This is a genomic window from Novosphingobium album (ex Liu et al. 2023) (genome assembly GCF_029076845.1).
GTDB lineage: Bacteria > Pseudomonadota > Alphaproteobacteria > Sphingomonadales > Sphingomonadaceae > Novosphingobium.
Map to the genome: position 1 here is coordinate 219,347 of NZ_JARESE010000028.1, position 13,532 is coordinate 232,878.

13 protein-coding genes and 1 tRNA gene are annotated in these 13,532 nt (G+C 67.5%); 5 read left to right on the top strand and 9 right to left on the bottom strand.

From position 1 onward, the window contains the following. The first annotated feature begins 9 nt into the window (after nt 1-9). The gene (locus PYV00_RS10255; RefSeq protein WP_275228168.1) at nt 10-561 is read left to right on the top strand and encodes a hypothetical protein; all 552 of its coding nucleotides are present in this window, start codon (nt 10-12) and stop codon (nt 559-561) included. Here PYV00_RS10255 and PYV00_RS10260 read toward each other — a convergent pair. The 3 genes from PYV00_RS10260 to PYV00_RS10270 form a co-directional block, all read right to left on the bottom strand. Continuing rightward, nucleotides 538-1,857, bottom strand: a complete 1,320-nt coding sequence (locus PYV00_RS10260) for a sensor histidine kinase (protein ID WP_275228248.1) — start codon at nt 1,855-1,857, stop codon at nt 538-540. The genes PYV00_RS10255 and PYV00_RS10260 overlap by 24 nt on opposite strands. A 76-nt stretch (nt 1,858-1,933) precedes the next feature. Continuing rightward, on the bottom strand, nt 1,934-2,611 hold the full coding sequence (locus PYV00_RS10265) for a response regulator transcription factor (RefSeq protein ID WP_275228169.1): 678 nt from the start codon (nt 2,609-2,611) through the stop codon (nt 1,934-1,936). Between the two features lie 91 nt (nt 2,612-2,702). Continuing rightward, nucleotides 2,703-2,996, bottom strand: a complete 294-nt coding sequence (locus tag PYV00_RS10270) for a PepSY domain-containing protein (protein ID WP_275228170.1) — start codon at nt 2,994-2,996, stop codon at nt 2,703-2,705. Between the two features lie 118 nt (nt 2,997-3,114). On the opposite strand from PYV00_RS10270, the gene PYV00_RS10275 reads away from it, so the two are divergent. Further along, entirely contained in the window at nt 3,115-4,905 is a 1,791-nt protein-coding gene (locus PYV00_RS10275) for an ABC-F family ATP-binding cassette domain-containing protein (protein ID WP_275228171.1), read from the top strand. A gap of 60 nt (nt 4,906-4,965) precedes the next feature. Here PYV00_RS10275 and PYV00_RS10280 read toward each other — a convergent pair whose 3' ends face one another. Beyond that, complete coding sequence (locus tag PYV00_RS10280) at nt 4,966-5,436, bottom strand: DUF6456 domain-containing protein (protein ID WP_275228172.1); 471 nt, start codon at nt 5,434-5,436, stop codon at nt 4,966-4,968. 90 nt (nt 5,437-5,526) lie between these two features. On the opposite strand from PYV00_RS10280, the gene PYV00_RS10285 reads away from it, so the two are divergent. After that, on the top strand, nt 5,527-6,099 hold the full coding sequence (locus PYV00_RS10285) for a helix-turn-helix domain-containing protein (protein WP_275228173.1): 573 nt from the start codon (nt 5,527-5,529) through the stop codon (nt 6,097-6,099). 5 nt (nt 6,100-6,104) lie between these two features. Continuing rightward, nucleotides 6,105-7,319 (top strand): glycosyltransferase, encoded by a 1,215-nt coding sequence (locus PYV00_RS10290; protein WP_275228174.1) that lies wholly within the window; start codon nt 6,105-6,107, stop codon nt 7,317-7,319. A gap of 165 nt (nt 7,320-7,484) precedes the next feature. Here the strand turns inward: PYV00_RS10290 and secF are convergent, their stop codons facing one another. Genes secF through yajC form a run of 3 tightly spaced genes read right to left on the bottom strand, consistent with a single transcriptional unit; the run spans nt 7,485 to nt 10,480 of the window. After that, nucleotides 7,485-8,462 (bottom strand): protein translocase subunit SecF, encoded by a 978-nt coding sequence (gene secF / locus PYV00_RS10295; protein WP_275228175.1) that lies wholly within the window; start codon nt 8,460-8,462, stop codon nt 7,485-7,487. A 12-nt stretch (nt 8,463-8,474) separates the two neighbouring features. Then, nucleotides 8,475-10,082, bottom strand: coding sequence for a protein translocase subunit SecD (gene secD, locus PYV00_RS10300; protein ID WP_275228176.1), 1,608 nt, complete (start codon nt 10,080-10,082; stop codon nt 8,475-8,477). A 59-nt stretch (nt 10,083-10,141) separates the two neighbouring features. Then, on the bottom strand, nt 10,142-10,480 hold the full coding sequence (gene yajC / locus PYV00_RS10305; RefSeq protein ID WP_275228177.1) for a preprotein translocase subunit YajC: 339 nt from the start codon (nt 10,478-10,480) through the stop codon (nt 10,142-10,144). Between the two features lie 209 nt (nt 10,481-10,689). Between yajC and PYV00_RS10310 the strand changes: the two genes are divergently transcribed. After that, nucleotides 10,690-10,766, top strand: a tRNA-Pro gene (locus PYV00_RS10310). 144 nt (nt 10,767-10,910) lie between these two features. On the opposite strand, the gene PYV00_RS10315 is transcribed toward PYV00_RS10310, so the two are convergent. Next, complete coding sequence (locus tag PYV00_RS10315) at nt 10,911-12,113, bottom strand: acetate/propionate family kinase (RefSeq protein WP_275228178.1); 1,203 nt, start codon at nt 12,111-12,113, stop codon at nt 10,911-10,913. Continuing rightward, nucleotides 12,110-13,531, bottom strand: a complete 1,422-nt coding sequence (locus tag PYV00_RS10320; RefSeq protein WP_275228179.1) for a bifunctional enoyl-CoA hydratase/phosphate acetyltransferase — start codon at nt 13,529-13,531, stop codon at nt 12,110-12,112. The genes PYV00_RS10315 and PYV00_RS10320 overlap by 4 nt, the downstream gene beginning before the upstream one ends. Between the last annotated feature and the right edge of the window lies 1 nt (nt 13,532).

A 13,532-nucleotide genomic window follows, 5' to 3' on the forward strand; every position in this document is an offset into this window, starting at 1 on the left:
GAACGCGTGATGAGCACCACGGAGCTGGTGACGGGAGCAGTGATCGCCATCATCGTGCTGGCAGTAGCCGGGCTGATGCGGTGGCACCGCGCCGGGATGCAAGGCGAGCAGGCCAGCGCGATGCCGCGTCGCGCGGCCAGCCCGGCGCCTTTCGGGCAGGAGCCGGCCACCCAGACGATCGTGCCGCTCAATCCCCAGCTTCGCGAGCATTTCGTCGGCGCCTGGCAGAAGATCCAGGCCCAATACGCCGATGATCCGGCCTATGCCGTCACCCGCGCGGACGACCAGCTGCGCGAAGTGCTGACGGCGCGCGGCTTCGCGGTCGGCCGTTTGGATGCCATGATGGACGCGCTCTCGCGCGAGCGTCCCGATATCTCCGAGCATTATCGCAAGGTACACGAAATCGGCCGCCTGCGCCGCTGCGGCGCCGCCGGTTCGGAACATCTGCGCATCGCCATGACGCATTACCGCGTGCTGTTCGACGATCTGGTCAACGAGCCCGAAGTGCGGCGCAATCCCGATCCGGCCGCGTGGCCCTCAGCCGCTGCTCGCACGCGGTAGCCGCAGGCGCACCAGCAGGCCACCCAGGTCCTCGCTCTCGTCAAGCTCGACCGTGCCGCCATAGATTTCCACGACATCGCGCACGATGGCCAGGCCCAGCCCGGTGCCGGGCTTGCCAGTATCGAGCCGTGCGCCGCGATCGAAGATCCGGCCCCGCTCGGCGGCGGGAATGCCCGCGCCATCGTCCTCGATCCAGATTTCGCACATGTAGGGATCGGGCGCCTCGTCCACGGTTACGAACACGCTGCCGCCGCCATACTTGGCCGCGTTCTCGATCAGGTTGCCGAGGATCTCCTCCAGGTCCTGCCGTTCGACCGAGACGGTAGCGTCATGATTGCCGGCCAGATCGAAGCGGGTGTTCTCGTACAGGCGCTCGACCGCGCGCAGCACCGCTTCCAGACTGGTCCAGACATTGGCGCGTGACAGCCCGGCCGCGCGCCGGCCCACCGCGCGCGCGCGCGCCAGATGGTGATCGACCTGCCGGCGCATCACCGCCGCCTCGCGGATCACGGTGTCGGCCAGGTCCGGGGCCTTGGCGGTGGCCGCGTTCATCACCACGGTCAGCGGGGTCTTGAGCGCGTGCGCCAGATTGCCGGCATGGGTGCGCGCTTCCTCGGCCTGCCGATCGGTGTGCGCGACCAGCGCGTTCACTTCCTCGACCAGCGGCTGCACCTCGCGCGGCAGCGGCCCTTCCAGCCGGCTGGCGCCGGTGGTGCGCATCCGCTGGATCGCCCGGCGCACATGGCGCAGCGGGAACAGGCCGTACCAGGTCTGCAGCCCGGCCATGACCAGCAGCCCGAAGCCCAGTGCGACGAACGAATAGATCAGGATCGCGCGGAACGACTTGATCTGGTCATCCAGGTTCTCGCGGCTGGCGGCGACAGTGAACATCCATTGGGTATTGCTGCCCGGCAGAATGATCGAGCGCTCCATGATCCGCAGCCTTTCGCCGGGGAACTGCGCGCTGTCGAAGACATGCGGCCGGCTGTCGAAATGATCGGCCGGCACGTCAAGGCTGCGATCCCACAGCGATCGCGAGGGGAAATCCTCGTGCCCGGCGGCGCGGATCTGCCAGTAGAGTCCGCTGTTCGGCTCCAGGAAGCGCTGGTCGCCCAGCGGGCGGTTGAAGAACACCTCGCCATCGGGGCCGATCTCGGCCGAGCCGATCATGCCGGTGAGCATGTAGCCAAGCTGCTCGTCGAAATTGCGCGTCACCAGCGAGGTCAGCGTGCGATCGAGCGCCAGGCCGCCGAACAGCAGCAGGATCGAGATCCAGCCCGCCGCGATCAGCATCATGCGCCGGGCGAGCGACCCGGTGTGGCCCGCGGGCCGCCGCGCGGGCGCGATAGCGGCGGGCGGATCGCCCGTCGCGTCAGCCTCGCGGCGCGTCGGCGGGATCGTCGAGGCTGTAGCCAAGGCCGCGGATCGTGGTGATGACATCGGCGCCCAGCTTCTTGCGAATGCGCGTGACGAAGACCTCGATCGTATTGGAATCGCGGTCAAAATCCTGATCGTAGATATGCTCGATCAGCTCGGTGCGGCTGACCACCTTGCCCTTGTGGTGCATGAGGTAGGACAAGAGCTTGTATTCCTGCGCGGTGAGCTTCACCGGCTCGCCCGCCAGCGTGACCCGGCCCGAACGGGTATCGAGCCGCACGCCGCCGGCCATCAGTTCGCTCGAGGTATTGCCCGAAGCGCGGCGGATCAGCGCGCGCAGGCGGGCGATCAGCTCTTCGGTCTGGAACGGCTTGGCCAGGTAATCGTCGGCCCCGGCATCGAGCCCGGCCACCTTGTCGGACCAGCTGTCGCGCGCGGTCAGCACCAGCACCGGGAAATTGCGGCCTTCGCGGCGCCACATGCCCAGCACGGTCAGCCCGTCGATCTCGGGCAGGCCCAGATCGAGGATGACCGCGTCATAGTCTTCGGTCGAGCCGAGGAAATGGCCGTCCTCGCCATCGGGCGAGAGATCGACGGCATAGCCGTTCTGCTCCAGCGTGGTCTTGAGCTGGTTGCCGAGCGTGGGCTCATCCTCGACGATCAGGATGCGCAAATCCGGTCTCCCCTTTCGAACCCCCAGTGAATCATGAACGAAATGGGGGCTAAGCCAGGCAGCGTCAAGCGATCGGCTCCCGGCATTCAAACTAGCGCGACATCGAGATGATCTGCCCGGACCGGGCATCGACATCGACAAAATAGACTTTTCCGTTCTGGATGAACTTGAGCCGGTAAGCCATTGCCGCCGGATCGTATTCCGGGCCCAGGTATTGCATCCCGGACATCCGGGGCAGCACCTTGCGCTCGATATCGCGCAGGCTCTGGACATTGCCGGCTTTCAGATCCTTGCGCACTTCTCCCTGTTCGTTGCCGGATTCGGCATGGGCGGTGATCGTGCTGGCGGCCAGGGCGAGGCACAGGAGGGCGGCAAACTGCTTCATTGTGCCGCGATGCCTAAGTGCGGCGGCTTGAACAAGCCGTGAATGTGGCGAAATGCGGCAAAGGCGGCCCACGCTCCCCGCTTGTCAATGCCATGCCCCCACCGCTAGGGCGCCTGCCATGGCAATCGCACCGATCCTAAGCTGGGAAGGCCTTGGCCTGATCCAGGGCTCCGGCTGGCTGTTTCAGGACCTTGACCTGAACATCGGCCCGCGTGACCGGCTGGCGCTGATCGGCCGCAACGGCGCGGGCAAGACCACGCTGCTGCGCCTGATCGCCGGGCAGGTGGAGGCGGACCGCGGCAAGCGCTCGGTCCAGCCGGGCACCAGGATCGTCACGCTGGAGCAGGACCCGTTCTTCACCGGGTTCGACAAGCTGATCGATTTCGCCACCCACGGGCCGGACGCGCCGCCGCGCCATGCGGTGGAAGCGATCGCGGACCAGCTCGGCATCGATCTGGAACGGGCCGCGGAAAACGCCTCGGGCGGCGAACGGCGCCGTGCCGCGCTGTGCCGCGCGCTGGCTTCGGAGCCCGACCTGCTGCTGCTGGACGAGCCGACCAACCACCTGGACCTTGCCGCGATCGACTGGCTGGAAGCCTGGCTGCAACGCTATACCGGCGCCTTCGTGGTCATCAGCCATGACCGCACGTTCCTCACGCGCCTGACCCGCGCGACCTTGTGGCTCGATCGCGGCAGCCTGCGGCGCAAGGAAGTGGGCTTTGGCGGCTACGAGGCCTGGGAAGAACAGGTCTATGCCGAGGAAGCGCGCGCCGCCGAACGGCTTGACGCGCGGCTCAAGCTGGAGGCGCACTGGCTGGAACGCGGCGTCACCGCGCGGCGCAAGCGCAACCAAGGCCGGCTGGAAAAGCTTTACGAGATGCGCGCCCAGCGGGCCGCGATGATCAATCCCACCGGCACCGCCAAGCTTGCCATCGCCGCCGACGACAGCAAGACCAAGTCGGTGATCGTCGCCGAGCATGTCACCAAGCGGTTCGGCGACCGGACGGTCATCCGCGATTTCTCGCTGCGCATCCAGCGCGGCGACCGGATCGGCGTGGTCGGCGCCAACGGTTCGGGCAAGACCACGCTGCTCAAGCTGCTGACCGGCGAGATCGCGCCCGACGAAGGCACGGTGACGCTGGCCAAAACGCTGCACGGCACGGTGATCGACCAGCAGCGCAGCCTGCTTTCGCCCGAAAAGCGCATTCGTGACGTGCTGGCCGAAGGCGGCGACTGGGTGGACGTGCGCGGCGTGCGCAAGCATGTGCAGGGCTATCTCAAGGAATTCCTGTTCGATCCCGGCCTGGTCGATGCCCGGATCGGCACGCTTTCGGGCGGCGAACGCTCGCGCCTGTTGCTGGCGCGCGAATTCGCCCGCAAATCGAACCTGCTGGTGCTCGACGAGCCGACCAACGACCTCGACCTCGAAACGCTCGACCTGCTGCAGGAAGTGATCGCCGACTACGAAGGCACGGTGCTGATTGTCAGCCACGATCGCGACTTCCTCGATCGCACGGTGACGGTGACGCTGGGGCTCGACGGTTCGGGCGATATCGACGTGATCGCGGGCGGCTATGCCGACTGGGAAGCCAAGCGCAGGCAGCGGATCATGCCGGCCAGGGCCGCCAGGGCGAAAGCCGCGCCCGAAAGCGCCCCGCCCCCTCCCCCGCCAGCGAAAAGGACCAAGCTCTCCTACAAGGACCAGCGCGACTACGATCTGCTGCCGGCCCGGATCGAGGAACTGGACGCCGCGATCGCGCGCGACGAGGCGGCGCTGGCCGACCCGGAGCTGTACAGCCGCGATCCCGCGAAGTTCGCCGCGCTGACCAGGGCGCTGGACAGCGCGCGCGCCGAAAAGGACGCGGCCGAAATGCGCTGGCTCGAACTGGCCGAGCAAGTCGAAGGCTAGGTCCATGGCCCTCCGCCTTCAGGGAAGAGGGTTGGGTGAGGGGGAACAAAGCCCCCGCCCTCACCCGATCCGGTAGAAATCCGCCACCCGGTCAAGCGCCAGGCTGAGCACCAGCTTGCCGCTGCGCACCGGCCAGCCGAGCGCCTTTTCCGTGTCCGGCAATCCCTCGCCCGCGCAAGCCACGCGCCACAGCACGTCGCACAGGCCCGGCCCGGCAGCGGCGATGGCGCCATCGAACCGCGCTTTCGCCGCGATCTGGCGCTCGGTCGGGCTCAGGCCGGGATCGGTGCCGCCTTTGATCCGCACCGGATCCCAGCGCATCGTCACTCTGGGCGAAAGCTGGGCGAATTCCCAATCGGCGCGCAACCGTTCGCCCGCCTCGAACTGCCGGTCGCGCAAATGGCCGCGCGCGTGCAGCCAGGTCAGCGGCGATTCGGCGAGGTTGACCGTCACGCTGCGCCGCCCGCGCCGGGCACCGCCGCGTGCCGGGCCGGCCTCGGTCAGTTCGCGTTCGACCAGATGCTGCTTCATGCCGTTGCCCTCGCTCTGTGATCCGCGGGCAACTTGCCAAAGACAATAGGCTGTAGGAAAGTTGAAAACCAAATCGGTTAAGGAGGCGGCATGATCAACCGGATTCGCGATGTCCGCATCCAGCAGGGCCTGACACTGGCGGACGTGGCCGCGCGCTGCGATCCGCCGACCACGGCGCAGACCATCGGCCGGCTGGAAACGGGCACGCGCAACCTGTCGCTGGTCTGGATGAACCGCATCGCCGCCGCGCTGGAGGTGGCGCCCGAAGCGCTGCTGCGCAGCGAATCGGCGCCGGCCGCGCGGCTGATCGCCACGCTGACCGAAGCGGGCGCCGAAGCGCTGCGCAGCCCACGCGACGCGGTGCCGCCCAGCGCGGCGGACGGCGACGGGGCGATGCTGGTCATGGCGGTGGAAGTCAGCCGGGGCGATTATCGCGCCGGCGACCAGATCTGGCTGCGCGAGGTGCCGCCCGAGGATTTCCCCCGCCAGATCAATCGCGACGTGCTGGTGCCCAAGCCGGGCGGACGCTTCGCGTTCGGCCGCCTGTTCGATCGCGACGGCAGCCGCATCGCCCTGCTCCCGCCCGGCAGCGGCCAGCGGCAAGTGGTGATCGAAAGCCCGCCGTGGATCGCGGTGGCCGAAACGCTGATCAGAAAGCTCTAGCTCCCGTGCGAATCCTGTCCATCGCCACACTGTTTCCCAACCCGGTGCGCCCGTCGTTCGGCATTTTCGTGGGCAACCAGATGCGCGCGGTGGTGGCGCGCGGCGATGTCGATCTCACCATGGTGAGCCCGATCGGGATGCCCCCCTGGCCGCTCTCGCACCGCGCGCCTTATGACCGGCTGCGCGCGATCCCGCTTGAAAGCGGCGCGGTCGGCCTGCCGGTGCACTATCCCCGCTTCACCCTGATCCCCAGGATCGGCGGCGACAGCAATCCGGGGCGGATCGTCCGGGCCGTGCTGCCGCTGGTCCGCGCGATGCACGCGCAAAAGCCGTTCGACCTGGTCGACGCGCAGTTCTTCTTTCCCGATGGCCCGGCAGCGGCCGTGATCGCGCGCGCGCTGGGCCTGCCGCTGACGATCAAGTCACGCGGCGCGGACATCCATTATTGGGGTGCCCGCCCGCGCGCGCTGGCGCAGATGCGCGAAGCGGCGGCGCAGGCGGCGGGCCTGCTCGCGGTCAGCCAGTCGCTGCGCGCCGACATGGTCGCGCTGGGGATGCCGGCCGATCGCATCGGCGTGCATTACACCGGGCTCGACCGCGAGCGCTTCCGCCCGATCGAGCGCGGCGCGGCACGCGCGCTCGTTTCGGCCCTGCCCAACCTCGGGATCTGGCCGGAAGGGCCGCTGATCGTCACGCCCGGCGCGCTGATCGCGCGCAAGGGCCAGCGCCTTGCCATCGCCGCACTGGCGCGCTTGCCCGAGGCGCGGCTGGCGCTGGCCGGCACAGGCGAGGATGAGACTGCGCTCAGGGCCTATGCCCGCGAATGCGGCGTGGCCGACCGGGTGCATTTCCTCGGGCTGGTGACGCATGACGTCCTGCCGCAGTTGCTTTGTGCCGCCGATGTCGTGGTGCTGCCTTCGGCCAGTGAGGGGCTGGCCAATGTCTGGGTAGAGGCGCTGGCCTGCGGCACGCCGATCGTCATCCCCGATATCGGCGGCGCGCGCGAGATCGTGCGGGATGGTTCGGCCGGGCGACTGGTCACGCGCGATCCGGCAGCGATCGCGACGGCCGTCAGCGACATCCTGCGCGACCCGCCGTCGCAGGATGAGGTCGCCGCCAATGCCCGGCGCTTCAGCTGGAGCATCAACGCGGAAAACCTGGTCTGCTTCTGGCGCGACGTGCTTGCCGGCAGGAAGCCGGGCGAACCGGCGCCGGGCTGAGAGGTTGTCTGGAAATGCACGGAAGAGCGCATTTCCTGGCGGCACCGGCCCACTCCCCCGCCCGGCCTCCCATAGAATACTGCCGTTGGGAGGCCGGGCGGGGGAGTGGGCCGGTGCCGTCATGCGCCAAGAGGCGCATCTCCAGACAGTCCCTGAAACGAAACTTCAGCCGCGTTCGCGAGCGACGCGATCCTGCCGGTCAGCGTTGGTCTCGGTGGCCACGAAGCTGTCCGAACTGACGCCCAGCCAGATCAGGATCGGCGCCGCCATGTAGATCGAGCTGTACGTGCCCACGAAAATGCCCAGCACGATCGCAGCAGTCAGCCCGAAAAGGCTTTCCGGCCCGAAAAACAGCAGCGGGATCAGCGCGATCAGCAGCGAGGCCGACGTCATGACCGTGCGCGCCAGCGTCTCGTTCACTGAAAGGTCGAGCAATTCGGGCAGCGGCATCTTGCGGAATTTCTTCAGGTCTTCGCGGATACGGTCGTAGACCACGATCGTATCGTTGAGCGAATAGCCGATCAGCGCCAGGATCGCCGCGACGATCTGCAGGCTGAATTCAAGCTGGAACAGCGCGAACATGCCCAGCGTCAGCGAAACGTCGTGGAACAGCGCGAACAGCGCGCCCACGCCGAACTGCCATTCGAACCGCACCCAGATATAGATCGCGATGGCCAGCATCGCCGCCAGCAGCGCATAGAACGCCTTCTGCCGGAACTCGCCCGAAACCTTGCCGGAAACGGTATCCTTGCCATCGATGCGCGTATCGGGATGCGTCTGCTGCAGCTTGGCGACGATCTCGTTCGACATGCGCTGCGCAGCGCTGTTGTCATTTGCCGCGCTGTCGGGCAGCGGCACGCGGATCGAGACCGAGTTGGGATCGCCGAACCGCTGGATCACCGGATCGCCGTAGCCCAGCGCCTCCACTTCCTCGCGAAGCTGGGCGATCGGCGCTTCCGCGCTCCTGGTGAACGTGACGCGGATTTCCTGGCCGCCGGCGAAATCGATGCCATAGTTGAGGCCCCTGGTCAGCACCAGGCCCCAGCTCGCGGCGATCAGGATCATGCTGACGACGTAGAACGGCACCCGCCACTTCAGGAAGTGGATGTTGGTGCTGTCGGGGACGAGTTTGAGCAGCTTCATGGCCAGTTCCCCTCAGACGTGCAGTTCGGTCGGCCGCGCCTTGCGCAGCCACGTGGCAACCCACATCCGGGTCAGGGTCACGCCGGTGAAGACGCTGGTGAACAGGCCGATGATGAGAACCACGGCAAAGCCGCGCACCGGCCCGGTGCCGAACAGGAACAGCAGCACACCGGCGATGAAGTTGGTGACGTTGGCGTCATAGATCGCGCGGCTGGCTTCCTTGTAACCGTTCTCCACCGCAGCGATCACGCGCCGGCCTTTCCTGCGCTCCTCGCGCATACGTTCATAGATCAGCACGTTGGCGTCCACCGCCGCGCCGATCGTCAGCACGAAGCCGGCGATGCCCGGCAGCGTCAGCGTGGTGTTCATCACCGCCATGATGCCCAGGATCATCAGCACGTTGATGACCAGCGCGATCGTCGCGTAGATGCCGAACCGGCCGTAAGTGAAGATCATCAGCAGCACGACGCCCAGCGAGCCGATCGTCATCGCGATCAGGCCCTTGCGGATCGAATCGGCGCCCAGGTCCGGCCCCACGGTGCGTTCCTCGACCACGGTGAGGTCCACCGGCAGTGCGCCCGAGCGCAGCGAGATGGCCAGCTGATTCGCCGTTTCCACCGTGAAATTGCCGGAAATCTGCGCGCTGCCGCCCAGGATCGGCTCGTTGATGTTGGGGGCAGACAGCACTTTGCCGTCAAGGATGATGGCGAAAGGCCGATTGACGTTCTGGGTGGTGAGTTCGGCGAACTTGCGCCCGCCTTCCTGATCGAACGTGATCGAAACGACCGGCGCGTTGTTCTTGGGATCGAACGCCTGCTTGGCGTCGGTCAGCCGGTCCCCCTTGATGCCGCCAAGGCGCCGCACCGCGATCGCCGGGGCGCCGGCGCCTTCGCGCGGATTGGCGTAAGGCACGATCTCGCTGCCCGGAGGCGCGATGCCCTGGGCGATATCATTGGGCGATGCGGTGACGTCCACCAGCTTGAATTCCAGCTTGGCGGTCTGGCCCAGCAGGCTCTTGAGCGCGGAGGGGTCTTGCAGTCCGGGGACCTGCACGACGATCCGCTCCTCGCCCTGGCGGATGATCGTCGGTTCGCGGGTGCCCAGCGCGTCGATGCGCTTGCGCACCACTTCGGTCGCCGAATCCATCGCATTGGTCACAGCCTGTTCCAGCCCCTCGCTGGTCGGCGTGAGGATGAAGCGGCTGCCGTCCACCACCTTGATATCCCAGTCGCGCTGGCCGGTCAGGCCCGCGCCGGTGGTCAGCGGCAGGATTTCCTCCCGCGCGGCGTCAACTTGCGAAGGGTCCTTCAGCATGAAGGAAAGCCGCCCGTCGCTGCGCGAAATGTCGCCGATGGCGATTCTCGGTTCGGCCAGCCGCATCCGGCCGCGCACCGATTCCTCCATGTTCTCGATGCGCTGCTGCGCCACCTGGCGCTTGTCCGCTTCGAGCAGGATGTGGCTGCCGCCGGCCAGGTCCAGCCCCAGGTTGACCATCGGATCGGGCAAGGCGCTGGGCCAGGGCACATTGGCGATCGAACAGAGCGAAGGCAGCGCGGCGGCCATCGCGACGATCGTCAGCCCCCAGTACCAGACCCTCTTCCACAAGGGAAAATCAAGCATCGCCCAATGGCCTCTTCCCGAAAACGCTTCTTGCCGAAACCAGCGACGGCGCGCCGCGCTCAGTCATTCGCCGCTGCGGCGCCGGCGGGCGGATTGACATCGGCGATCGTGCTCTTGAGCGCCCTGACACGCACGCCGTTGGCGATCTCGATCTCGGCATAATGATCGTCGACCCGCATCACCTTGCCGACGATTCCGCCCCCGGTCAGCACTTCATCGCCTTTCTTGATCGTGGTGAGCTTGGCCTGGTGCTCCTTCTGCCGGCGCATCTGCGGGCGCAGGATGAGGAACCAGAAGATCACGCCCATCGCCACAAGCGGCAGGAACTGCATCCACGCGGGCGGCGCCTCGCCGGTGGAACCGGCGGCGGACAGGATGGAGAGGATGGACTGGTTCATGGAACGATTCAGACTTTCTCGTAACGCTGGGATGCCGGCGAATCGGCCTGTCGGGACACGCTGTCCCGGCAACCGTCGGCCGGAGCAATTTGCGCGCGGTTAGCAACAAAGCGGCGGGCTGGCAACGCGCCGCCTTGCCGCCCTGTCGCACCCCGTGCGTCAGACGCTTGCGCTCTGCATCGCGCCTGCCTATAGGCGCTGGCCTCGGTCGGGACGTAGCGCAGCCTGGTAGCGCATCACACTGGGGGTGTGGGGGTCGGAGGTTCGAATCCTCTCGTCCCGACCAATTTCGAAGGCCTTGGGCACTGCCATGCACCCCGCAGTGCCACGCCTGCCCTTCAGATGACGTCAGCACGGCGGCACACGCACCTTGCCTTTGCCGTGGGATTCGGGCTCGAGCCGCGCCTTTCCCCTGTTCAGCCGCCCGGTTTCAAGCCGCGGAGGCGGTTCGTCCGCTTATCGTGGCCAGCGTGTGCAGGGCGATCATGCGTTCCTCGTCGGTGGGGATGACCCATAGCCTGACGCGGCTGTCCGGCCGGCTCATCAGCGCCGCGTTGACCGCATTCGCGGCTTCATCGATCGCGATGCCCAGCCAGGCGAGCCGGCGGCAGATGCGGCTGCGGACATCGGCGTGGTTCTCGCCAATGCCGGCGGTGAAGACGATTCCGTCGATTCCGCCCAGGGTGGCGGCCAGCGCGCCCGTCTCGCGCGCGGCGCGCCAGGCGAACAGGTCGATCGCCTCTTCCGCTTCCGGCGCGGCGCTCGCCGAGAGCACCCGCATGTCGCTGGAAATGCCGGAAACGCCCAGCAGGCCCGACTGGAGATAGAGCATCTGCTCCACTTCGGCGGCGGTCATCCCCGCTTGCGTCTGCATGTGCAGCACCACGCCGGGATCGAGCGCGCCGCAGCGCGTGCCCATCATCAGCCCGTCGAGCGCGGTGAAGCCCATGGTGGTATCGACGCTGCGGCCCGCCTGCATCGCGCAGAGGCTGGCGCCGTTGCCCAGATGGGCGGCCACCACGCGCCCGGCCGCCAGCGCCGGGTCCAGCTCCGCCAGCCGGCGCGCGATATATTCGTAGGACAGGCCGTGGAAGCCATAACGCCGGATGCCCTGGTCATGCAGGTGGCGTGGAATCGCCATGCGCGCGGCGACAGTGGGCTTGTCGTGATGGAACGCGGTGTCGAAGCAGGCGACTTGCGGCAGGCCGGGCCGGAGCGTGGCGATGGCGCGGATCGCGGCAAGGTTGTGCGGCTGGTGCAGGGGCGCGAGCGGGCAAAGCGCTTCCAGCCGTTCCAGCAGCGCCGGATCGACCAGCCGGGGGCTGGCGAATTCGGTGCCGCCATGGACCACGCGATGCCCGATCGCGATCACTTCCCGTTCGCCGAGATGGCCGCCTGCCCACTCGAACAGATAGGCGAGCAACTGCGCGTGCGTGAGGTCGGCCGCGTCCGGCCAGGCCTGTTCGTGCAGGACGGCGCCCTCGGCCGAGCGGATGGCCAGGCGCGGCGAAATGCCGATGCGTTCGATCTTGCCGCCCGCCGAAAGCGCCGGCGCGGGATTGTCGCCATCCAGCGCGAACAGGGCGAACTTGATGCTGGACGAGCCGGAATTGAGGCTGACGACGGCCTTCATGCCGCCGCGCCTTCCGGCAATCCGGGCGCCGCCTTGGGCGCGGCGCGCGCCAGCAGCACCGCCATGGCGCAGGAGGCCAGGCGCGTGCGCAGGCTGTCGGCCCGGCTGGTGAGGATGATCGGCACGCGCGCGCCCAGCACCACGCCGGCGGCATCGGCGCCGCCCAGGAAAGTGAGCTGCTTGGCCAGCATGTTGCCGGCTTCCAGATCGGGCACCACCAGGATCTCCGCCTTGCCGGCAACGGGCGAGACGATGCCTTTCTCCTTCGCCGCCGCATCGCTGACGGCATTGTCGAAGGCGAGCGGGCCATCCAGCAGGCCGCCGGTGATCTGGCCGCGTTCCGCCATCTTGCACAGCGCCGCGGCGTCCAGCGTCGATGGCATCATGGGATTGACCGTCTCCACCGCCGCCAGGATCGCCACCCTGGGTTCGGACAGGCCGATGACGTGGGCAAGATCGATGGCGTTGCGGATGATGTCCGCCTTTTCCTCCAGCGTCGGCGCGATATTGATCGCCGCGTCGGTGATGATGAGCGGGGTGGGATGGCCCGGCACGTCCATCACATAGGCATGGCTGATCCGTCGCTCGGTCCGCAAGCCGGCCGCGTGCGAGACCACGGCGCCCATCAGTTCGTCGGTGTGGAGCGATCCCTTCATCAGCAGCCTTGCTTCGCCCGATCGCACCAGCGCGACCGCTTTCGCGGCGGAATCGTGGCTGTGCAGGCTGGGCACGATGCGGAAGCCGGCGATGTCCTTGCCCGCTTCCTCGGCCGCCTTGATGATGCGGGCTTCGGGGCCGACCAGCAGCGGCTCGATCAGCCCGGCCTCGGCCGCTTCCACCACGGCGGCGAGCGCGGCGGCCGAGCAGGGATGCGCGACGGCGGTGGGCATCGGGCTGCCCGATGCGGCATCGATCAGGCGGTGGTAGCCGTCGTGGTCGGAGAGCCGGATATCCGGCAGAGCGATCCGTGCGCGGCGGATCTTCTCGGTCGGCGCCTTCACCTCCGCCTCGCCGGTGATGACCGTCTCGCCATGCTGGTTCACGCAGAGGCAGTCCAACAGCAGGACGTTCCTGTCCGGCTGCTTGTGCGTCACCGTTACCGAGGCGGTGATGCTGTCGCCGATGCCCACGGGGCGAACGAAGTGAAGCGATTGCCCGAGATAGATCGTGCCCGGCCCCGGCAGTTCCGTGCCCAGCACGGCCGAGATCAGCCCGCCGCCCCACATGCCGTGCGCGATCACGCGGCGGAAGAAATCGGTCCCGGCGAAATCGGCATCGAGATGCGCCGGGTTCACGTCCCCGGAAACCAGCGCGAAAAGCTGGATATCCCTTTGCGACAGGGTGCGCGTCACGCTGGCGGTATCGCCCACCCTGATTTCGTCGAACGTCCGGTTCTCGATCATTTCGGCGCCGGTCATC